Below are 21593 nucleotides of genomic sequence, written 5' to 3'. Positions count from 1 at the left end.
GCGCACCCGGCGGCGGGCGGTGTCGCGATCCGGGCGCTGCGGCCGCACGCCCGGTCGGTGACCGTCGTCGCCGAAGGGCTGCGGGCCGCGCTGCTGCCCGAGGGGGACGGGTTCTTCGCCGGGCTGCTGCCGGTCGGGGACGTCCCGGAGTACCGGCTGCACGTGGTCTACGCGGACGCCGAGGTGGAGGCCGAGGACCCGTACCGCTTCCTGCCGGCCCTCGGCGAGCTGGACCTGCACCTGATCGGCGAGGGGCGGCACGAGGAGCTGTGGCGGGCGCTCGGGGCGGAGCCGATGACCCACCAGGGCGTGGCCGGCACCCGGTTCACCGTGTGGGCGCCGAACGCGCTCGGGGTGCGGGTGGCCGGGGACTTCAACTACTGGGACGGCACGGCCCATCCGATGCGCTCGCTGGGCGCGACGGGGGTGTGGGAGCTGTTCGTCCCCGGGGTGGGCGAGGGCGAGCTGTACAAGTTCGACATCACGCGCCCGGACGGCTCGCACACGCTGCGCGCGGACCCGATGGCGCGGCGCACCGAGGCGCCGCCCGCCACCGCCTCGGTGGTGCACGCCTCGCACCACGTGTGGCGGGACGGCGCGTGGATGGCCCGCAGGGGCGCGCGGCCGGCGCACGCGGCGCCCTTCTCCGTCTACGAGGTGCACCTGCCGTCCTGGCGCCCGGGGCTGGACTACCGGCGGCTGGCCGCGCAACTCCCCGCGTACGTCAAGGACCTGGGCTTCACGCACGTGGAGTTCCTGCCGGTGGCGGAGCATCCCTTCGGGGGCTCGTGGGGCTACCAGGTCACCGGCTTCTACGCGCCGACGGCCCGGCTGGGCACGCCGGACGACTTCAAGTTCCTGGTGGACGCGCTGCACCGGGCGGGCATCGGGGTGCTGGTGGACTGGGTGCCGGCGCACTTCCCGCGGGACGACTGGGCGCTGGCGGAGTTCGACGGGCGTCCGCTGTACGAGCCGGGGGACCCGCTGCGGGCGGCCCATCCGGACTGGGGGACGCTGGAGTTCGACTACGGCCGCGCGGAGGTGCGCAACTTCCTGGTGGCGAACGCCGTGTACTGGTGCGAGGAGTACCACGTCGACGGGCTGCGGGTGGACGCGGTGGCCTCGATGCTCTACCTCGACTACTCGCGCGGGCCGGGCCGGTGGACGCCCAACGAGCACGGCGGGCGGGAGAACCTGGACGCGGTGGCCTTCCTCCAGGAGATGAACGCCACCGTCTACCGCCGCTGCCCGGGCGTGGTGACCGTCGCCGAGGAGTCCACCGCCTGGGACGGGGTCACCCGGGCCACCCACCACGTCGGCCCCGGGGGCTTCGGCGGCCTGGGCTTCGGCCTGAAGTGGAACATGGGCTGGATGCACGACTCCCTGGAGTACATGACCAAGGAGCCGGTGCACCGCAAGTACCACCACGGCACGATGACGTTCGCCATGGTCTACGCGTACAGCGAGAACTACGTCCTGCCGATCTCGCACGACGAGGTGGTGCACGGCAAGCGGTCGCTGGTCTCCAAGATGCCGGGCGACTGGTGGCAGCAGCGGGCGGACCACCGGGCCTTCCTGGGCTTCATGTGGTCCCATCCCGGCAAGCAACTGCTCTTCATGGGACAGGAGTTCGCCCAGGGGGCGGAGTGGTCCGAGGGGCACGGCCCGGACTGGTGGCTGCTGGACCCCTCGTACGCGGCCGAGGCGGACCACCGTGGCGTGCGGGACCTGGTCCGCGACCTCAACGCGGCCTACCGCGCCACGCCCGCCCTGTGGGAGCGGGACACCCGCCCGGAGGGCTTCGCGTGGGTCGTCGGGGACGCGGCCGAGGACAACGTCCTGGCCTTCCTGCGGTTCGCCGACGACGGCCCGCCGCTGCTGGCGGTGAGCAACTTCTCCCCCGTCGTCCGGCACGCCTACCGGCTCGGCGTGCCCGGCCGGCACGCCGTGTGGGAGGAGTGCCTCAACACGGACGCGGCGCGCTACGGCGGCGGCGGGGTGGCCAACGACGGTCCGGTCAAGGCGTGTCCGGTGCCGTCGCACGGGCACCCGGTGAGCGTGGAGCTGACGCTGCCGCCGCTGGCGACGGTGTGGCTGCGGGCGGGGTGACGCGGGGGGCTTCGTCCGGGCGGCCCGGGGCCGTGACGCGCCGGGCCGTCGCTCACGGGGCGTCCCCGCGCGGGGTGGGGGCGGGACGGTCGCGGGGGGCCGCGTCCCGGCCGTCCCGGGCGTCCCGTCCGCGGACGGCGGGTTCACGGCGGGCCTGTTCCTGGACGGCCGGTTCCCGTGCGGCCAGTTGCTCCCGTGCGGGCGGTTGCTCCCGGACGGCCGGCTCCAGGACGGCCAGGTCCCTGACGTGGCGGACGAGGAGCGTCCACGCGCACCGCTCCAGCTGTGCCATGCGCAGCAGCGCCGGCCAGTTGTCGCGGATGACGTCGAAGGCCCGCTCCACGGCCTCCGCCGCCGCGGCCTCCGAGCCCAGCCGGGCGCGGGCGAAGCGCAGGTAGTCCGCGCGGCGGCCGAGGCGGAAGGCCCGGTACGAGAGCCGCTCCGCGTCCGGCCGGCGGGCCACCACGCCGTCGTCGCGGTCAGTCATGGTCGTCCCCGTGCCGGCAGGGCGGCGGGGGCGGGGCGGCGGAGCGGCGCGAGGGCGGCGGTGCGGACGAGTGCCGGCCTCCGCCGACGATACCGGCGATGCCGGCCTGTACGGCGAGGGCGAGCAGGCGGTGCAGCAACCGGAACACATCAGGGCCGAACACGCGCAGCGCGAGGGCGACTTCGAGCCATTGCCGCGTCAGGTCCAGGTGCTGCTGGTCGATGATCTGGGACACGTTCTTCTCCGTTGACTACGCGTCGGCGCGGGCGGCGCCGTACGGCGGTGCGGGCACGCGAGAACCGGAACCTCGCCACCTCCCACCCCGTTCGCTCGTGCGACATTCCTGCGTACACCCGGGATTCCTCCCGGAATTGGTCCTGGACCGTGCACAGCGGGGGCGCGGGGCGTGCTTGAGTAGGAGATCCGTGGGATCTCCCGGTGACCGGCTTCCCGTTGAGGTTCGCTCACCGGAATCCGCTGGTCCACCGGTCCGGGTGGTCGGCCGGACGGGCACGGACGGGATCCATTGCCATGGCGAAGACGGGAGAAGGACGTTGGCCGAGGAAGGGGGGCGGAAAGGACGCTGGGGTTCGCCGCACGGCGTCTCCGCCGATGCCGACGAGCTCGCGCGTCTGATGCGCTCCTGGGTGGACGAGGCCGGGCTGAGCGTGCGGGACCTGGTCGCGAGACTCCAGCCCGAGCACTTCCGGGACGGACACGTCCCGGGCCGGACGACGGTGTCGCAGCGGCTCGCGGGCGTGAACCCGCAGTGGGACTTCATCGAGGCCGTCGCGGACGTGTGCTCGCGGGACCGCGCGGGGTTCAACCGCAAACAGGAAGCGGCACTTCCGGCCTGGCAGCGCTACTGCGCCGCGCCCCGGCGGACCGGCGGACCGTCCGCCTCCCCGGCGTCCGGGTCCGGGGACGACGAGGAGTCCGCCCCGGACGCGTACCGTCACGCCGTGTCCCGGGCCGCCGCGGCGGAGCGGGACCGGGACGCCTGGCACGAGATGACCATGGCGCTGCTGACCCGGTTCGGTTCGCTGGAGGACGACTTGGCGGTGCTGCGCGAGGGGGCGTCCGGGCCGCGCGTCCCCCGCGACGGGGCCCGTCTGCTGGGTCTGGCCCGCGAGGACCGGAAGCGGCTGGCCGAGGAACTGGCGCACAGCGAGGCGGACCGGAAGCAGCTGACCGAGGAGCTGGACCGCGCGCGGGCGGAACTGGAGGCGCTGCGCGAGACGTTCGAGGCGTTCGCGGCCCGGGCGGAGGACGTCCGTCCTGTCCGGCCGGACGGGACGGACAGCGTGCCGGACGGCCACCCCGACCAGCGGCACGTCGTCCGTCCGTCCGCCCCGGACACGTACCCGCTGGCGACCGTCCACACGCTGGCCGAGGCCCGGGCGCGGGGCCGGGCCGAGGAGGCGGAGCGCATCGCGCTCGCCGTGGGACGGGACAACACGCCGGGGTATGTGCGGCAGGTGCTGGCCCTGCTGGACACGGACGGCCGGTTCGCCGACTTCGCCTCGGTGCTGTCCGCCGTCGTCCGCCACCGGCCCGCGCGTCGCGTGCCCGGCGTGCTGGAGGCCCTCGCCTCGGGCCACCGGGACGTGGACGCCACCAAGCTGCGGACCGCGATCGCCCGGCTCGGGCCGCCCCGGCGCGTCCTGGAGGTGCTGGCCGCGCTGCGGGAGGCCGTGCAGTACACCGACGCGTTCCAGATCCTCCTGGCGGCCGGCCACCAGCGGCCCGTCCCGGACGTCCCTCCGCTGGTGGCGGCCCTGCGGGAGGCCGGGCGCCCGGACGACGTCGACTGGCTCCTGAGCGCCGTCGCCGTCCACCGTTCCCCGACCGAGGCGCGGGCCCTGGCGGAGGCCCTGCGCCACGCCGGCGACGGGGAGACGGCGGAACGCCTGCTGGCGATGCTGAGCCCGGACGGGACCACGCCGCCCCCGGAACCGGACGCACCCCAGCCGCTCCCCGCCCCGAAGGACTTGTCGACGGCCCTGATCCGCGTCCCCGTCCGGCCGCCCGTCCTCGGCCACCGCTCGGCCCCCGAGCCGTAACGGCGTCCCTCATTGCACAATGTGAGGCCGGACGGCCCGAGGAGAAGTGAAGAACCGATGACCGGCAGAGCGAGCGCCAATCGCCGCCGCATCCTTGACGTCGCCCTCGCGGAGCTGCTCCGCGAACCGGAGGCGAGCATGGACCGGATCGCCCGTGCGGCGGGCGTCGTCCGACGCACGGTCTACGGCCACTTCCCCAGCCGCGAGGCGCTGGTCGCGGCGCTCGTCGACGACGCGGCCGCCTCCGTCGCCGCCGCCCGCGCGGCCGCGCTCCGCGCCGTGACCGACCCCGCCGACCCCGCCGAGGAGCTGGCCCGCGCCACCCTCGCCACCTGGGAAATCGCCGACCGCTACCGCCTGTTGGTGTCCATGGCCCGGCGCAGCGTCACGGTCGAGGGCATCCTGCGCCGCCTGGAACCGGTCCGCCGGGAGACCGAGGAACTCCTCCAACGCGGCCTGGACGCGGGCCGCTTCACGTCACCCCTGCCGGCGGCGGCACTGGCGTACGCCAACGAGCAGGTGCTCTTCGGCCTGATGCAGGCCGTCAACGACGGCGTCCTGGCCCCGGAGGAGGCGGGCCGCTCGGCGGCGGTGACGGTACTGGCGGGGGCGGGGGTGCCGGTGGGGGCGGCGGTGGAGCTGGTGGCGCGGGTGCGGGGCGAGTGAGGGGCGAGTGAGCGAGCCCCGGCACGATGGCCGAGGGCTGGACCGCCGCCCCGGATACGGCCAGGGGCCCGGTCTGCTGACTGCCGTCACCATCGGGCACCGGCCGTCGTCGGCAGTCAGCAGGCGGGCACAAGCCGAGGTCGCCAGCCAACGGAGGAACCCCGTCCGTGCGCCTCGGGGAAGCGCGCGGACAGGGCCGCGTCGGAGCGCCATGCGAGGGTCACTGGAACTGCATGCGCACATGGCAGGTGTCGCACTCGTACCAGCATTCATCGTCATCTTCGCGGTTCATCGTGCCGGGACACCCCGGAGTCACACATGACATGGTGCTACTCCCTTCTGTCCGGTCCGCGTCGTCGGCGGTCCGGAGCATCCCCGGGATGCGGCAGAGCTGGCCCATACGTGAGCGTGTAGCCGCACCGGGCGCACTTCTCGGCCTGCACCACGCCGTCTTGATCCACGGTCTTCGTATGGTGCTCGGGCGCGCATCCGTGCTCTTTCATCGTTGGAAGCACAAGACCACCTCCTGAATGCGATTCGAGCAACGTAGCGCGCTACAGGCCGCGCCAGCACTCGTACCGGTGTGCGGACATGCGCCCCAACCCCCATACAACAAAGCTTCGTCGGCGCTGGAACCCTCGACCACCTCGATCTCGAGACCCGCTCGCGCACGCTGACTGGCTGCCACAAACTGGTCTGGCTCGCCCACGACCTGAGACCACCCACCGCCTGGCGCCCTTCCCACCGATGCCTACGCCCGCCCCGAGCAAGCCGGACACGGAGCTACCGCGAGTCGTCCGAGTCCTGGGCCGGTTCTGCCGCACGAGTGGGTTTACGGAACGACCATTGTCCTCGACTCCATGCCCCGCCCAGTCCGGCGCGGAGATGGCCGTCCGAGGCATCTCCAACGCCGAGGGCCGGCAGCATGCCAAGGCGACCGTCTCACCACGTTCTGCCAAGCTCCACAGCGCGCAAATCCCTGAAGTCGTCAAGAAACTCCACCGACGCCAGGAACAGCCGTCGGCCTTCGACGACTTCCCCGCCTGGCACCGGATCCGCCTGGCTGACCACGGACTCGATCGAGTCCGCCTTCTCCACCTTCCGGGCTGCGGACGAAGGCTACTGCAGCGCCAGCTCCCCCACCGTCCTCGCGATGGCGTCAAGCTCGTCGAGTCTGGTCAGCGGCGATGGTAACCGTGAACGCGCCTCACCTCGTCGCCTTCATCCGTTCCGGCGCATGCTTCGAACACAGTCCCATACGGCATGAACAACTCAAAGATCCGAGGATTTGGCACCCCTCCGCCCGTAGAGCCCTGCTCACACCTCACCGCGAGAGGTGGACGGCCGGCCTTGCACAGCGGTCACGCCGAACGCTGCAGGGGCGCAGCCAATGTTGTGTCGACGAGGCGTTCCACGTCCGACTTGTCAAGAACCTGACTGAAGAACACGCACCGGAACAGCATCAGACCCGCCCAGCTGTCCAGGATCATGGAAACGTCTGTGTCCGGTGGCAGGACACCTCGCTCGATCGCCCGCTGGAGGCACCGCGCGGAGAGCTTCTTGCGCTCCCCAATGAGCTTGTCCTGAAGACTCCGTTCGAGATCAGGAGACCCGGCGGAGTCGGCGATCAGGCCGGGCAATGCCGAGCGGACCTCGGACAACCCGAACAGGCTCGCCAGAGTGCCAGCTGTGGCAAGCATCTCCGCTCGGCTGTCCCCGAGGTCTGCTGTGGGCACCTTGGGTAATCTCTCGCGCAGGGCATCCAGGGTCAGCGCGGGCTTGTTCGGCCAGGTGCGGTAGATGGTGGCCTTACCGACCCCGGCGTTGGCCGCCACACCACCAATCGTCATTCGTGCGTAGCCCTGCGTGACGAGCATCTGATGGGTGACCGACAGGATCCGCCGCCGGGCCTCCAGGTCCCGCATGCTGGACCCGGAATCACCATCAATACGCGTCAGCGTGCGCTTCGTACCCATGCTCCTCGATCCCTCGGGCGCTGGAAGGGCGTACGCGCGGCACCGCGGTGAAGTCACCACGGTGCCGCGCGAATGCACGTAAGAACGTTGCGTTTCGTTCTACCACGGCCGATTCATGCCTGGCCACCTCCCGGCCTCACGCTCTGGGCCTGTCCAGTTCGGCTTGGAGCGCGGCGGCCAAGCGGGGTACGAGCTCGAGGTTCGTGAACATCGTGTAGTGATTGCCGGGTACCGGTACCACAGTTGGATCGTCGGCAAGGTGTGCCCGCCAGTAGTCCTTGCCGAGAAGCTTGATGCGCAGCAGGGCCACTTCCTCCTCCGGATGCGGCTCCTCAGCATCGAAGATCACGACGCGTCCCTCCACCTTCCCGTCCGGGTAATAGCCCTTGAGCGCCTCGTGGTTGTGGCGCCAGATCTTAACGAACCGCACGAGCTCCTCCTCACTGGAGGCGAGCCAGTCGGGCCGCGCCTTGAGCACCTCAACCACCTCCTCCATCGTGCGCGGGGGAGCAGCGTCCCGCGTGATGTCCGTGCCCGGCATCACCGATGCGATCATCTGCGGCAGGGCGCCCAGGAACTCCTCCTCGGTCAGGGACTCGCCAACGTAGGCCTCAGGGGGGTGTGCATCAAAGAGGTACAGCCCCGAGATCTTCTCCCCATCCCGCTGCAGTTGGAGCGCGACCTCGAAGGCAAGGTTGCCGCCGAACGAGTAGCCCGCGAGCCGGTAGGGCCCTGCCGGCTGGACTGCCTTCATATGCCCGATGTACAGCTTGGCGAGCTCTCGGATCGTCACCGGCCCATCGCCGAGTTCCCGGGGGTAGGAGAACGCGGTGAGCGGTCCGTCAAACCTCAGGTGCTCAGCGAGCCGGAAGTAACAGAAGTTGGTACCGCCCGCTGGGTAGATGAGGAACAAGTGCGGGCCCGCACCGTCGCGCACCTGGACAGTGGCGGAGCGGGACGTCATCCCCCGGACCAATTGTGCGACGTGCGCGCTCATCGCCCGCGGGGTGCGCAGGTTGGCGAACTCGTCCACACCCAGGTCGACCTGGTATGCGTCGTGCAAGATGCTGACCGCGTCGACGGCGGCGAGGGAATCGCCGCCCAGCTCGAAGAAGTCGTCGTCGGGACCGATCTCCTCGACGCCCAAGAGCTTTTCGAGGACACGGACGACTCTCTTCTCCACCGCCGTAGCAGTAACCTCAGGGCCGGGGGGCTCCGAGGCGGACGCAGATGCTTCCACCGCTGGGGTTGCCGGATCGGTGGCTGCCGGGGCGACCCAATGGGGGCGCGGCGCGAAGGGATAGGCGGGCAGGGACGCCTTCTTCGCGGCAGCGAAATCTCCGAGCTGCTGCGGAGCGATCTGTTCGCCCGCGACAAAAGCTCGGGCCACCGGGTGGTCCCCGGCACGCACTCCCTTCGTCAGGAAGGCATCGAGCCCAGCACAGGCATCCTCCAGCGTACGGGCCGGCAGCGCGAGTCGCTCCTCCCAGTGCACACGTCCCGTGCCGAGCGTGAACGCAAGGTCGTCGAGCCTCAGCCGCGCGTCGCAGAGCCACGACCTGAGCTGATCGGCCTGCTGAGTGAGGGCCCCGGTGGTCCGGGCCGACAGGACGAGGACATACGTCGCACCGGATGGCGGCAGGGGTCGTTCCTCCACCGGGTGACTGCCCAGGACACAGTGGCTGTTCGTGCCGCCGAGCCCGAAGGAGCTGACGGCAGCAGCCGTGATCGGCGCGGATGGCACATGCGCCTCGGTGTGGATCACGTACCGCGAGCGCTCCAGCGAGATGTGCGGGTTCGCGGAGGAGAAGTTGATCTGCGGGGGCACAACTTGGTGGTGCAGGATCAGGGCGGTCTTGATGAAGCCGATGATCCCTGCGGCGGCGTCCATGTGCCCGAAGTTGGCCTTGACACTGCCCAGAGCACACGGGTGTGCCGCGTCCCCGTGTGCCTGGGAGAGGGCCCGCAGTTCTATGGGGTCGCCGAGAGCTGTTCCTGTGCCGTGCGCCTCCACATAGCCAATCTCATCGGCGTTCGTCCGGGCCGCAGTAAGTGCGGCAGCGATCGCCCGGGCCTGCCCCCGTATGCTGGGCGCAGTGAAGCCGATCTTGTCGGACCCATCGTTGTTCACGGCGCTGCCCCGGATCACAGCATAGATGCGGTCCCGGTCCGCGAGCGCCTTTCCGAGCCGCTTCAGGACGGCGACGCCCGCGCCGTTGCCGCGCACAGTGCCGCTCGCCGCGGCATCGAATGGGCGGCAGTGACCGTCGGCGGAAGCGATGCCGCCCTCTTTGTACACGTAACCGGACGTCTGTGGAACGGTTATGCTCACCCCGCCGGCAAGCGCGACGTCGCATTCGCCCGACATCAACGCAGCTACGGCTTGATGCAAAGCCACCATTGAGCTGGAGCAGGCCGATTGGACGGTCTGGCTGGGCCCCGTCAGCCCCAGCTTGTAGGAGACCCTGGTGGCCAGGAAGTCCTTCTCGTTGCCGATGAGGACGGGATAGTTCAAGTCGGTCCCGTCTCTGGCTTCGCCGCTGGGCAGAATGTTGTGCAGCAGGTACGTGCTCATGGTCGACGAGGCGAATACGCCGATGGCGCCTGGGTACACCTGGGGCGCTACACCGGCGTCCTCCAGCGCTCGCCAACAGGTTTCCAGGAAGATCCGTTGCTGCGGGTCGGTCACCCGCGCCTCCTGGGGAGTGAAACCGAAGAAGTCCGCATCGAACTGTTCAACGTCTTCCAAGGTCACCCCGCGCGCCACATGACCAGGGTGTGCGCGCACCCGCTCGGGAACTCCAGCGGCGTCCAGCTCCTTCTCGGTGAACTCACGGACGGCCGAAGCTCCATTCATCAAGTTCCGCCAGAACACGTCGAGGGTACGGGTTCCGGGCAGGCGTACGGCCATGCCGACGACAGCCACAGGCTCCTCGACGTCACTGGCGTTCGGGGACAAAGGAGCCATGTCGTCCATGGATTTCTTAGTCATGCCATGCTCCCAGCAGCCTCGGCCAGCGCCTCGAGATGGTTGGCCAGTTCGCGGACAGTCGTGTACTCGAAAAGATCAATCATTTCGAGACCAGGGGCCGATTCCTCGCGCAGGCGCTCATGAACCTGGATCACCTGCGCTGAGGAACCTCCAATGTCGAAGAAGCGGTCATCCGCCGTGAATTCGGAGAAGCCGAGAACTTCACGCCACACGCGGGCCACCATGCCCATCGCGGGTGTCACGCTACGGTCGGTCTCGACCAGCGACAGCTGACCGCCCTCCTCGGTCCCGGGCCAGGGCAGTGCGGATGTGTCCACCTTTCCGTTCATCGTCAGTGGCAACGTCGGCACGGTGACGTACAACGACGGCAACATGTAGCTCGGCACACGGGATTTCATCGTGGCACGCACCTCCCGCTCGTCCAGCGGTACCGCGGCCACCACGAACGCGACCAGCCTCGGTTCCGGCGTGCGCTCGTCGAGCAGGACAGCGCAGTCGGCGACACCTGGAACACCGCGCAGCGCCACCTCCACCTCTCCGGGTTCGATGCGGTATCCACGCAACTGGACCTGCTGGTCCATACGGCCCATGTAGACGAGGTCGCCATCGGGCAGCATTCGGGCGAGATCCCCCGAGCGGTAGAAGCGGCCCTGCTCGCCGGGAAGTTCGACGAAGCGTTCTGCAGTGAGCTCCGGCTGTCCCAGGTAGCCCAAGGAGACTCCGCCCCCCGACACCAACATCTCGCCCGGGACGCCGACCGGGACCGGAGCCAACTCGCGGTCCACGATGCGGATCGCCAGGTCCGCCAGTGGCTTGCCGATGATGCTCGGCCGACGCTCGGCGACATCCTGCGCAGTCACGCGGTAGTAGGTCACGTGAACCGTCGTCTCGGTAATGCCGTACATGTTGACCAACTCGGCCTGGTTGCCGAACAGATCGAGCCATCTCCCGAGACTGTCGAACTGGAGCGCCTCGCCACCGAAGATGATGCAGCGGACCCGGTTGCGGCCGACGTGCCGGCCATCGAAGGCCTGGACGAGCTGCCGGAAGGCGGATGGCGTCTGGTTGAGCACCGTCACGCCCGTTTCGCTGAGGAAGTCCGCGAACTGATCGGGTGACTTGCGAACCGTATCCGCCGGGATGACCAACCGGCCGCCGTGGAGCAGTGCTCCGTACATCTCCCACACTGCGAAGTCGAAGGCGTACGAGTGAAAGAGGCACCAGACATCATCGGCAGTGAACCGGAAGTGCTCGTGGCTGGCGAGGAAGAGCCGCAACACGTTGGCATGGGTGACCTGCACGCCCTTGGGCTTGCCCGTCGACCCGGAGGTGAAGATCACATATGCCGGGCGGTCCCGCAGGTCCTGCCTGGGCAGCGGGGTGCTGGGAAGGGCGGCCGCGTCCTCCAGAAGGCCGCCCAGCGGAATACACCCCTCGTGTACGAAACCCGGGAAGGTGTCCGGGCCGACGATTAGCGGCAGGTCCTCGAACTGGCCGATGACATGTCGCACTCTCGTCTCCGGTGATGTCGCGTCCAGCGGGATGTAGGTCTTGCCCGCCTTCAGGACGCCCAGGAGCACTGCGATCAGGTCACAGCCTCGGTCGAGGGCAACAGCCACATGTTCAGCGCTGACCGTCAGCCGCAGTTGGCGAGCGATCCGGTTTGCCTGCTCATCGAGTTCCCGGTAGGTGCGGGATTCTGTTCCGTACTGAACGGCGATCCGATCCGGGTACTCAGTGGCCCGGTCCTCGAAGACGGACTGGAGTGAGGGCGGGGTGAGGAAGGACGCATGTCGGTTGACCATGGCATCGATGGCTCGGGCTCGGTCAGGAGAGACGCCCCGCGCCTCGTGCAGGTTGGTGTCGTGACCGCGTGCCACGGATCGCAACAAAGTCAGCAGAACCTCCTCCGGCCCGCTCGACACCAGGGCATCGGTGTACGCGAGGTGATAGCCGTACGTGCCACCCAGGTCCTCGACCCTGGCGACGACTGGGTAGATCAGGTCGCGCCGGTCGATTTCAAGACTCTCGGCAGGTCGATCACCGACGCGGAAGGCGAGTTGTTCCCGGTAGTAGGTGAAGGAGCTACTGGGAGTGAGCCGACCGGTGCGGCCGGCCGGCATGACCTCGGCTGCACAAGCTGCGAGGTCGAAATCCTCGAAGCGGATCAGTGAGCCCATTCGGTCCTCAAGGTCCCGGCACAGTTCGCCGAACGTGGTGTAGGCATCGAGTCCCACGGCGAGTGGCAACGTGTTGACGAAATAGCCGAAAGCGGCGTCCTGACCAGGGTGTCTGCGCCGGTTACCCAACGGGACGGCAGTGATGACGGTGCGGCTGCCGCTGAGAGTGCCCAAGAGCAACATGTGCACCCCCAGAAAGAAACTGAACTTGCGAACGCCCAGCTCAGCCGCCGTCTTGCTAATGGCATCGCTCAACTCACGCTCGAGCGGAAGCCAGAGGTGGGAACCCTCAAGGATCTCATCGTCGTTGCGGCTCGATTCGAGCTGGTCCATGGAGAGCGTGCGCAGGCTGCCCAGCATCGAGCGGAAGAACTCCTTCGCCCCTGGAGCGGGGCGCGGGTCGTCGGGGAAGTCCAGCGGGCTCGTATCGGCACCCACAGGCTGGGCGGAGGGGTCTGCGTAGAGGCGCCCGATCTCACGGCCGACCCGGTAGAAGCTGAAGACATCGCAGATCAGGTGCGACATGAGGATGGTGAGGTACGTGGCGTGCTCGTCCCGGGCGACCTCGTACTCGTACAGCGGCCAGCGATCGGCTGGGAGTTGCCGGCGTGCCATCCGCGACATCCGCTCCCGGACCCATTCGGCGGCATCTCCTTCGTGGTGGGAGAGGGGCACGCTGTAGCGAAGGTTCGGGTCGTACACCGCCCTGACATCGCCTTCGTGCTCACTAAACACGGTGTTGAACGCGACGTTCGCATTGAGGAACGTCTCAACGGCCAGGCGCAGTCGCGCGGCGTCGAGATCACCCGGCATACGGAGCGCGATCGCCAGGTTGTGCGAGGTGTCCTTGGGAAAGACCTTTCCGTGCAGGTAGAGCTTGTGCTGTGCAGCCGTCAGAGCGGCTGTGCGCCCATGCATTCTCTTCATCCCCCCATGAGTGATAGCCGGTTCACGAGGGCAAAGCCCCCGGCATGCGCGTCTCGCCGCTGCGGATGCCTCCTCAAGCGCGGTGAATCTCCTTGAGCCCGCCTCGGAATCCCTGACTGCGCAGCAGCAACAGGACCCGAGCATTGGCGCGTCGTTTCCACCTATTACGGAAGGGTGACCGGAATGGCAGCCGGGTAAGAGCATGGGGGCTGCCGACACGCTGACGGCACGTAGGAGACAGGTGGTTCCGCGTAGGGAAACCTTGAAGTCGACACCCGCCGCCCCTACCAGAACTGGGCGACATATCCGCAGCTCAGTCAGGAACTTGGCGAGTTGTGAGCTTCTCCAGAACGATGCGGCTCGACCCACGCTACCGAGCCACCTCGGCTCCGTCAAGCAACTTTCGCGCACTCCATTTCATGGCCAACAGCCAGCTAAAGTTGCCTCGGTCCGGGCCGAATATGCATCAGTTGCACGCGGGGTTGCAGCCATTCTGTTCGTGTGGTCCGGGGCGACGTACCAGCATTCCCTGGGGGGGAACAGTGAGCGTACGAACCGAAGCCGCAGAACCGGGCCGGGAGACGAGGCGCAGCGCCGGACCAGGGAGGAAAGGCCACCTCTCCCGACTCTCCGAAGTGGAACTTGTGCCTGTGAGCAATCTGCTGCCCGCCGATTCGCCCCGCACGGACGGTGAGGACCCGCAGCACACACAAGTGCTCGCCTCCTCGGGAGCCGTGCTGCCGCCGATCATCGTGCACCGGGCCTCCATGCGCGTGGTGGACGGCATGCACCGCTTGAGAGCAGCCGTCGCCCGCGGCGAGAGCAGGATCCGGGTCCGCTTCTTCGACGGCCCTCTGCGGGACGTCTTCCTAATCGCCGTGCGCGAGAACATCATGCATGGCCTCCCGCTCTCCCTGAGCGACCGCACGGCCGCGGCGAGCCGCATCATCGAGACACACGGACACTGGTCGAACCGGGCAATCGCCGAGACGACGGGTTTGTCCGCCAGGACGGTGAGTCAGATCCGTCGGGTCATACAAGTGGGCAATGAGCAGACAACGCGGCTGGGTCGGGACGGCCGCACTAGGCCGTTGGACAGCTCCCAAGGGCGCGTGCTCGCCGCGCAGTTGGTCGCCGAAATGCCCACAGCCTCGCTCCGGCAGATAGCCCGGCTTGCCGGCATCTCCCCCGGCACAGTGCGCGATGTACGGACTCGCGTCAGCCGCGGTGAGGACCCGGTGCCCACCACCTTGCGGCGGGCCAGTACCCCGCCCCCGCCCGCTCGGGAGCACCGTGCCGCCGCGGCGTCACAGCGGCCCGGCCCACTGAGTGTCAAGCGGAGCCGAGAGGAAGCTGCTGACGCCGAGCAGCAAACCGGTCCGGAACGAGGCGCCGGGTGGAGAAGCCCGGATCTCCCGCAGCAGCAGGCGCTCGAGGAGACAGGGAATCACACCGCGCTGCTGAAACCGCTATTGAGGGACCCATCGCTCAAGTACGCCGAGAATGGCAGGCTGTTGTTGCGGCTCCTCACAGCCAACGCACTGCTCGACCGGCACCGCGACAAGCTCGCGGACGCAGTGCCGAGCCACAGTCTCCAGCTGGTTGGCCGGTTCGCTCGCGTGTGCGCCGATGCTTGGGCTGAGTTTGCCGATGACCTCGAACGCAAGGCATGACGCAGCCGCGTTCGCAAACCAGCAGCAGGTGTGCAACTGCCGGATTCGCAGGGGTTGAACACTGCTCGAGGATCCCCGCACCACAGGTGATGGCGCGCCCTCAGCCCGACAGTTATGGTTGCGGATCATTCGGCCCACCGCATGCCACGGAGTCTCCTGACGCCGACGTGGCGGGTCGACGGGGCAGGCATCCGCGACTCGGTTCCCTGGGGAGCAGCCGTCCCCGTTCATGCTTCCTGACCAACTCCAAGTACAGCATCCTGCGCCCGTCCGTGCTGCTCATCCTGACACCTCAAGTGACCAAGACAACCTTTCTGCGATGCCCACTCGCCCCTCCCTTCCCAAAGTGCAGATCACGCCATTTCCTGTGCAGTATGTGCGCCAGCAGCATCCGATGACAGCAAAGACACCGGAGTCGTGATCTCGATGAATTGCACAGCGGTTTCGTCGTAATTCACTCAGGCACATCGCGAACCTCGAAGGGGTCCCCTGATCAATGTTCTTCCGCGCCCAGGAGCCGGGGCTTTGGACCGCCGGCCCCGATGACGGACACCCACTCGTCCTCATCCACGGGATCCGCCTGTCCGCCCACATGTGGGTCCCCGTCACGGCCCGCCTTCCCGGAACATACCGTGTCACCGCCTGCGACCTGCCGGGTCACGGTGCCCTGCTCGACCATCACTTCACGCTGGACGGTGCGATCGAGCGAGTGGCCGCAGCCGTCAGGGAGGCGACTGCCGCCACCGGTCGTAAACCCGTCGTCGCGGGCAGCTCGCTCGGCGGGGTAGCCGCTCTCGCCTACGGCGCCCACCTGCACGACAGGGCCGCCGGCCTGTTCGTGCACGGCGCCACTCTGAGAACCGACGGACCACTGCTGATCCTGCACAGGGCGGCAGCCCTGGTGCAGCGCCGCCTCGGGGGGCAGCGAGCGCACCGGTTCAATGCGCAGGTACTGCGCCGGGCACTACCCGCCGAGAGCTACCAGGCGGTCATGGCTGGCGGCCTGTCCCCGCGCGGGTTCGCCGAAGCCATCGACGCGGTTCGCCACCAGGACATGCTGTCGGTCGCCGCCCGCGTCACCACACCTGTGGTGTTCGCCAACGGGCTTGACGACCCACTGCTGAGGCTCCAGGAGAGACAGTTCCTGGACCGCGTCCGCAGAGCAGGCACACCAGCTCGGCTGGTCCATGTCCCGGGCCCGCACTTGTTACCTCTTACCGACCCCGGAACATACGGCCGGGTCCTCGGACGCGTCCACGCAGAACTCATGATGATGGCGGGCCGAGCCACCTGAGAGTGGCCTGGCGTCAGGATCCGACCTCAGGCGCCACCGTTCCGGGAACACCTGCTGCCATGCATCTTCCAAGTAGGCAGCGAACAGGGCATATGCGCTGTCGAAAACAGCGCCAGTGCGCGTGGTGAGGTGGGTGGGCAGCCCGCGGGCGTGCCCGGACCCCAGCGAGCAGGAGCTTCAGCAGCGGATGCTCCGCAGCCGGCCGCAGCGCGAGAACGGCAACCACGGCTGCGCTCCTCTCCAAGTCGTCAGTACACGTAGGTGGAGCGGCCTGCTCAGGCTTCGCAGGTCTGCTTCAGCCGGGTAAGCGTGGTGCGCATGCCCGCCCGGTTCACCCGTGCCCGGTCGACCGGCCGGGTGGCGGTGAAGATCAGCCCCAGCAACTCGGTGAGCCGGGCGCCGCGCCCGGTCCGCAGGTCCCGCCAGCACTCGGTGACGATCGTGCTTCCGTCCGAGGCAGGTTCGAAGCGGTAGCCCCAGTGGGCCACCGGTAGGCCGAAGGCGCTTACTCGGAAGGTGAATTCCTGCCCCGGGTCACAGCAGGTGACCCGGCAGGACGTGAACCAGAGAGCGAGTCCACGCCGGTTGAATCCGATGAAGAAGGAGCCCTCGCGCACCGGCCGCTGGCAGAGCCACACGGCCCGGCATTCCGGACTCCATTCGCCCATCCTGCGCACGTCGCTCACCGCGCGGAACACGGCATCGGGACGGGAGCCGATCACGATGCTTTCTTCAACGGACCACTGGCGGATCACAGAAACCTCCGGTGCGACACATCTCGGCAGTCGGCGTGCACACGCCCGTCAACTGATCGTCCTTGACGGTAAGTCGGGCGGAGCCTAGCTTAGGTCGAGACGGGCCGTTCCGACATGGCCGCCGGTCAGCACAGCCCTCCGGGCTCAGACTCCCCAGGGATGCTTCGACGGCCGACTCCGACCTCCTCCCCCCGGGTTCCCCTTGCCCGGCCTTGCCGGCGCGAGCCGCAAAGCCGGCGTGTTTTCCATGCCGGGCACCACCCGACCAAGATCAGGAGTGACGCGATGCTGAGCTATGGCGCATACGCAGCCGGCCGAGATCGTCCCGGCACCAACTGGGTGTACACCGTGCGGTCTTCCGCGCTTTTGAGTGACTTCTTCGGATCGCTGGCCCTCAAGCGCGGCCTGGAGAACGGACGGATCTCCCCCTCTGACGCCCCCGAGCAGGTGGTGGGGCGAGTCTCGATCGCTGACCAGCATGACGTCGAGGCCGCACTGGCCGCCGCAGCCTCGGCAGCCCGGCAGTGGCGAAAGGAGCCGCTGAAGACCCGGATGCGGATGGTCGAGGAGTTCCGCACGCTGGTCCTCGAGAAATTCGAGGACATCATCGATCTGATGGCCACCGAGGGACATCCCAGGGCGCTCGCCCGTTGGGAGATGACGGGCCTGCTGGCCAATACTGGTCCCCAGACTCGTACTTGGCTGGAAAGCCAGATGGAAACCACTCACATCGTCGGTCCTCGGAGGATGACCATCCGCCGGGTCGCGGACGGCGTCGTTTGCCTCAATCCACCGCAGAACGCGACAGTTGCCAACTCGATGCTTGGCGTCTGGGCCCTGGCGGCAGGAAACTCGCTCGTCGTCCGAGCACCTGTCAGCGCACCGCTCGGTGTGCTGCACGCGCTGCACGAGCTGGTGGTGCCTGCCCTGGAACGGGTCGGCGCACCGGTGGGCCTTCTCAACATCGTCTGCTCGGACGCTCGAAAGACACTCGACCACTGGCTGGCCAGCCCACTGGTCAACGACATCATGTACTTCGGTGCCAGCGGCAAAGGCATCGCCTTCGGCGCCGAGTGCGTGGCGCGTGGCAAGAAGCCAGTCCTCGAACTTGCCGGCAACGACACTGTCGTGGTTTGGCACGATGCCGATCTCGACTACGCAGCGGAGGCGCTCGCGGAGTCCTTCTACGGCTCTGGACAGGTCTGTATGGCGCCCAACCGGGCAGTCGTCCATCCCCGGATCGCTGACCAGTTGCTGGACCGGTTGCGCCTTATTGCCAGGGAGATCCGGCCCGGATACCCGGAAGACCCTGGCGTGCTGCTCTCCCCGGTGCTCCGGCCAGAGTCCTATGTCTCCGTGCTCGAACAGGCCCTGGCCGGCGGTGCAGAACTGGTATGCGGCGGTCGCCGAATCGATGTGGACGGCCGTGTCGACGACATCGGGCTCTTCCTCGAACCCACCGTGCTGCGAGTGCACGGGCTGAAGGGGGCCACCGACCTCGACGCCGTCCGGTACGAGACGTTCTTCCCGCTGCTGCCCGTCGTTGTCCCCGAAGAGGCACCCGACGACGAGTTGCTCAGTGCCGTCATCGACTTCGTCGAGAAGAACGCCTACGGCCTGCGTAACTCGCTGTGGACGCGGGACAAGTCAGTGATGGACCGGTTCGTCACCGAGGTCGGCAACGCCGGCCTGCTCAAGGTCAATGACTCGCACATCGGGTTCCTGTCGCTGCTGCCCTCCCACGGCGGCAACGGACTGACCGGAGGACCCGGCGGTGAGGCGAATTACCCCATGCTGCGCACGTCCCGTCTTCAGGGCGTGAGCATCACCGACGGCATCCGACCGCGAGAGGCGGCCTTTGACGCCCTGACCGAGGTGGAGACAGCGCAATGACACATTCCATGCGGCTCGCCCAAGAAGCGTGTGAGAGGTTCCTTCCCGGCCTGGTCGAAAGCTTGACCCCGGTGTCGTTGGAGGCCCTGGAGTCCCGGGAGAGCCCCGGCCTGGACACCTTCCGTCGCTCCGGGGGCCCGGGCCTGCTGGTGCCCACTGCGTACGGTGGGCGCGGTGCGAGCGCACTGGAAGCAGTCCGGGTGACCCGGGCCCTTGGCGCGTTGTCGCCCTCACTCGCCATAGCCGCGACGATGCACAACTTCTCCGTGGCCAGCCTCGTCGCCCTCACCGGCTCCACCCAGGCATCCGGTCTGGAATGGCTGGTGATCGAGAGCATCGCCCGGGACGACCTGCTGGTGGCGTCCGGATTCGCCGAGGGGCGATCCGGGCGGGGCATCCTCAGCGCGATGATGAACGCCCGCCCTGTCGACGGCGGCTACCGAGTGACCGGCTCGAAGAAGCCATGCAGCCTCGCCCGCTCGATGGACATGCTCTCCGCCAGCGTCACGATCCCTCTGCCGGACGGCGGCACCGAACTGGGTGTTGCGCTGATCCCGGCCGCGTCCCCCGGCATCACCCGGCATCCGTTCTGGGTCAGCCCCTACCTGGCGGGCGCGGAGAGCGACGAAGTCCGGCTGGACGATGTCGAGGTCCCGACCGAAGCCATGCTCAAGCTCAAAGTGACTCTGGGGAGCGGTCTCGACACGCTTCAGACCGTCGGATTCGTATGGTTCGAGCTATTGGTCACCTCGGCGTACACCGGGGCTGTGGCCCGTCTGGCCGAGCAGACCCTCGCCGCCGCTCGCGGCAGTGTCACCGACCGTGCTGCGCTGATCACCAAGCTGGAGGCCGCCATCGCCCTGGTCGAGAACCAGGCCAGGGTCGTCGAGACCGGCGAGATCGGGGACGACGAGCTCGCCGCTGTACTCACTGCGCGGTTCGCCGCCCAAGACCTACTGGTGGAGGCCGCAGACCGAGCCGCCGAACTACTGGGCGGCATGGCCTACATCGCGTCGCCCGAGGTCGGCTACCTGCTCGCGGTGAGCCGTGCCCTGGCCTTCCATCCGCCCTCCCGGTCGAGCAGCGCCCAGGCGCTCCTCGACCATCAAGCCGGGCTGCCCCTCCGGCTGTCCTGACTTCGGCCGGAAACACCCCCTGCCGCCCCAACCACCCCCGCAGAGCACGCAGCGCTCACCCGCGTCCCCACCCGCCGGGCTCCGCGCACAGCACCCCGTTCGTCAGAAAGGACCGTTCGGCAATGCCCCAGGCTCTGGACACAGAAGGTTTGTCGTCCCGCACGGACCACGACAGCCCAGCCGACATCACCTCCCTGTACCGCGCACACCTCAGCCGGGGTCGCGCCAAGATCGGAGAGATGTTCGGCGGCCAGATCGAGGCGTCGTCCGCCGGCACCGTGGTTCGGACATCGGATGGCCGCGAGTACCTCAACTGCGGGGGCTACGGGGTATTCCTGGCAGGCGCCTGTCACCCCCGGGTAGTTGCCGCCGTCGAACGGCAAATCCACACTCACCCCCTCTCGACCCGGCTGCTGCTCGAACCTTCGGCCGCGCACGCCGCCGCCGCACTCATCCGCGTCGCGCCAACTGGCCTGGAACACGTGCACTTCACCGGATCCGGCGCCGAGGCTGTCGAGACGGCGCTGAAGATGGCCCGCAGTCTGGGACACCGGCGGCTCATAGCCATGGCCAACGGATTCCATGGCAAAACCCTCGGCGCCCTCTCCGTCACCGGCAAACCGCTCTACCAGGACCCGTTCCGGCCGCTGTTGCCCGACACCTCACACGTGCCGTTCGGCGACGTCGCGGCACTGGAGGCAGAGCTGAGCGACGGCGGCTCCGACGCGTGTGTGATCGTTGAACCGGTACAGGGTGAGGCCGGCGTTGTGATTCCCCCGGACGGCTACCTCAAGCAGGTCGAGGAGCTGTGCAGACGCACAGGCGCCTTCCTCATCGTGGACGAGGTAATGACCGGCCTCGGCCGACTGGGCACCTGGTGGGGCGCCGACCGCGAACGGGTCGTGCCCGACGTCCTGCTCGTCGGCAAGGCATTGAGCGGCGGTGTGATCCCGGTGGCCGCAGCAGTCGCCACGCCGGCGGCGTTCGCCGCGTTCGACCGCGACCCTTTTCTGCATACCTCAACGTTCTCCGCCGCCCCTGTCGCAATGGCCGCCGCCCGCGCCGCCATCGAACTGATCGAGGAGGAGAACCTGGTCGACACCGCCAACCGGCTCGGGAGCCGACTCCTCAGCCTGCTGACTGGCGTGCTCCGCGCGCATTGCCCACACCTGGTCGCCGATGTGCGGGGCCGCGGCCTGCTGATCGCGGTGGAGTTCCACGATGCCGGGCTTGTCGGCGAGTTCATCCTCGACCTGCTCGACCACGGAGTGGTGGTCAATCACTCTCTCAATGCACACGCCGTGGTCCGCTTCACCCCGCCCGCCGTTTTCGGCGAGAGTGACGTCGAACGCCTGGAGACCGCCGTCACGGCCGCCGCCCGCGCGCTCGCCCACCGGTTCCCCGAGGCGCCACCGGCACCGTCCGCACCGTCCGACAAGTAG

Annotated in this window: 14 protein-coding genes; 8 read left to right on the top strand and 6 right to left on the bottom strand. The window is 68.4% G+C overall.

Going from position 1 to position 21593, the window contains the following annotated elements:
• Window positions 1-2109 (top strand): 1,4-alpha-glucan branching enzyme (gene glgB, locus I5Q34_RS05730; RefSeq protein ID WP_199891050.1); only part of this gene is annotated, 2109 nt, incomplete at its 5' end.
• A gap of 52 nt (window positions 2110-2161) precedes the next feature.
• On the opposite strand, the gene I5Q34_RS05725 is transcribed toward glgB, so the two are convergent.
• Both I5Q34_RS05725 and I5Q34_RS05720 read right to left on the bottom strand, forming a co-directional pair.
• Complete coding sequence (locus tag I5Q34_RS05725) at window positions 2162-2596, bottom strand: hypothetical protein (protein ID WP_199891049.1); 435 nt, start codon at window positions 2594-2596, stop codon at window positions 2162-2164.
• The gene (locus I5Q34_RS05720) at window positions 2589-2831 is read right to left on the bottom strand and encodes a hypothetical protein (protein ID WP_199891048.1); all 243 of its coding nucleotides are present in this window, start codon (window positions 2829-2831) and stop codon (window positions 2589-2591) included. The genes I5Q34_RS05725 and I5Q34_RS05720 overlap by 8 nt, the downstream gene beginning before the upstream one ends.
• Window positions 2832-3150: 319 nt before the next feature.
• Here I5Q34_RS05720 and I5Q34_RS05715 point away from each other — a divergent pair, with 319 nt between their 5' ends.
• Window positions 3151-4659 (top strand): hypothetical protein, encoded by a 1509-nt coding sequence (locus tag I5Q34_RS05715; RefSeq protein ID WP_199891047.1) that lies wholly within the window; start codon window positions 3151-3153, stop codon window positions 4657-4659.
• A gap of 57 nt (window positions 4660-4716) precedes the next feature.
• Complete coding sequence (locus I5Q34_RS05710; protein WP_199891046.1) at window positions 4717-5325, top strand: TetR/AcrR family transcriptional regulator; 609 nt, start codon at window positions 4717-4719, stop codon at window positions 5323-5325.
• 1361 nt (window positions 5326-6686) lie between these two features.
• On the opposite strand, the gene I5Q34_RS05705 is transcribed toward I5Q34_RS05710, so the two are convergent.
• The 3 genes from I5Q34_RS05705 to I5Q34_RS05695 all read right to left on the bottom strand — a co-directional run bounded on the left by I5Q34_RS05705 (window position 6687) and on the right by I5Q34_RS05695 (window position 13400).
• Window positions 6687-7301, bottom strand: a complete 615-nt coding sequence (locus I5Q34_RS05705) for a TetR/AcrR family transcriptional regulator (protein ID WP_199891045.1) — start codon at window positions 7299-7301, stop codon at window positions 6687-6689.
• A 136-nt stretch (window positions 7302-7437) separates the two neighbouring features.
• Window positions 7438-10293 (bottom strand): polyketide synthase, encoded by a 2856-nt coding sequence (locus tag I5Q34_RS05700; protein WP_199891044.1) that lies wholly within the window; start codon window positions 10291-10293, stop codon window positions 7438-7440.
• Window positions 10290-13400, bottom strand: coding sequence for an amino acid adenylation domain-containing protein (locus I5Q34_RS05695; protein ID WP_199891043.1), 3111 nt, complete (start codon window positions 13398-13400; stop codon window positions 10290-10292). Before I5Q34_RS05695 ends, I5Q34_RS05700 begins: the two co-directional genes overlap by 4 nt.
• Window positions 13401-14050: 650 nt before the next feature.
• Here I5Q34_RS05695 and I5Q34_RS05690 point away from each other — a divergent pair.
• Together I5Q34_RS05690 and I5Q34_RS05685 are read left to right on the top strand one after the other, a co-directional pair.
• Window positions 14051-15073, top strand: a complete 1023-nt coding sequence (locus I5Q34_RS05690) for a ParB/RepB/Spo0J family partition protein (RefSeq protein WP_277965643.1) — start codon at window positions 14051-14053, stop codon at window positions 15071-15073.
• Between the two features lie 496 nt (window positions 15074-15569).
• Window positions 15570-16367 (top strand): alpha/beta fold hydrolase, encoded by a 798-nt coding sequence (locus I5Q34_RS05685; protein WP_199891042.1) that lies wholly within the window; start codon window positions 15570-15572, stop codon window positions 16365-16367.
• Between the two features lie 275 nt (window positions 16368-16642).
• On the opposite strand, the gene I5Q34_RS05680 is transcribed toward I5Q34_RS05685, so the two are convergent.
• The gene (locus tag I5Q34_RS05680; RefSeq protein WP_277965644.1) at window positions 16643-17122 is read right to left on the bottom strand and encodes an SRPBCC family protein; all 480 of its coding nucleotides are present in this window, start codon (window positions 17120-17122) and stop codon (window positions 16643-16645) included.
• 285 nt (window positions 17123-17407) lie between these two features.
• Between I5Q34_RS05680 and I5Q34_RS05675 the strand changes: the two genes are divergently transcribed.
• The 3 genes from I5Q34_RS05675 to I5Q34_RS05670 all read left to right on the top strand — a co-directional run bounded on the left by I5Q34_RS05675 (window position 17408) and on the right by I5Q34_RS05670 (window position 21593).
• On the top strand, window positions 17408-19015 hold the full coding sequence (locus I5Q34_RS05675; protein ID WP_199891041.1) for an aldehyde dehydrogenase: 1608 nt from the start codon (window positions 17408-17410) through the stop codon (window positions 19013-19015).
• Window positions 19012-20151, top strand: coding sequence for an acyl-CoA dehydrogenase family protein (locus I5Q34_RS34390; protein ID WP_234428449.1), 1140 nt, complete (start codon window positions 19012-19014; stop codon window positions 20149-20151). Before I5Q34_RS05675 ends, I5Q34_RS34390 begins: the two co-directional genes overlap by 4 nt.
• A 122-nt stretch (window positions 20152-20273) precedes the next feature.
• Window positions 20274-21593: an aspartate aminotransferase family protein gene (locus I5Q34_RS05670; protein WP_234428448.1), complete on the top strand. Its 1320-nt coding sequence runs from the start codon at window positions 20274-20276 to the stop codon at window positions 21591-21593.

Origin of the sequence: Streptomyces sp. AV19 (genome assembly GCF_015999245.1) — a bacterium.
Lineage (GTDB): Bacteria > Actinomycetota > Actinomycetes > Streptomycetales > Streptomycetaceae > Streptomyces.
Note: the sequence above shows the minus strand (reverse complement) of the source record. Positions and strands in the feature narration are given on the sequence as shown.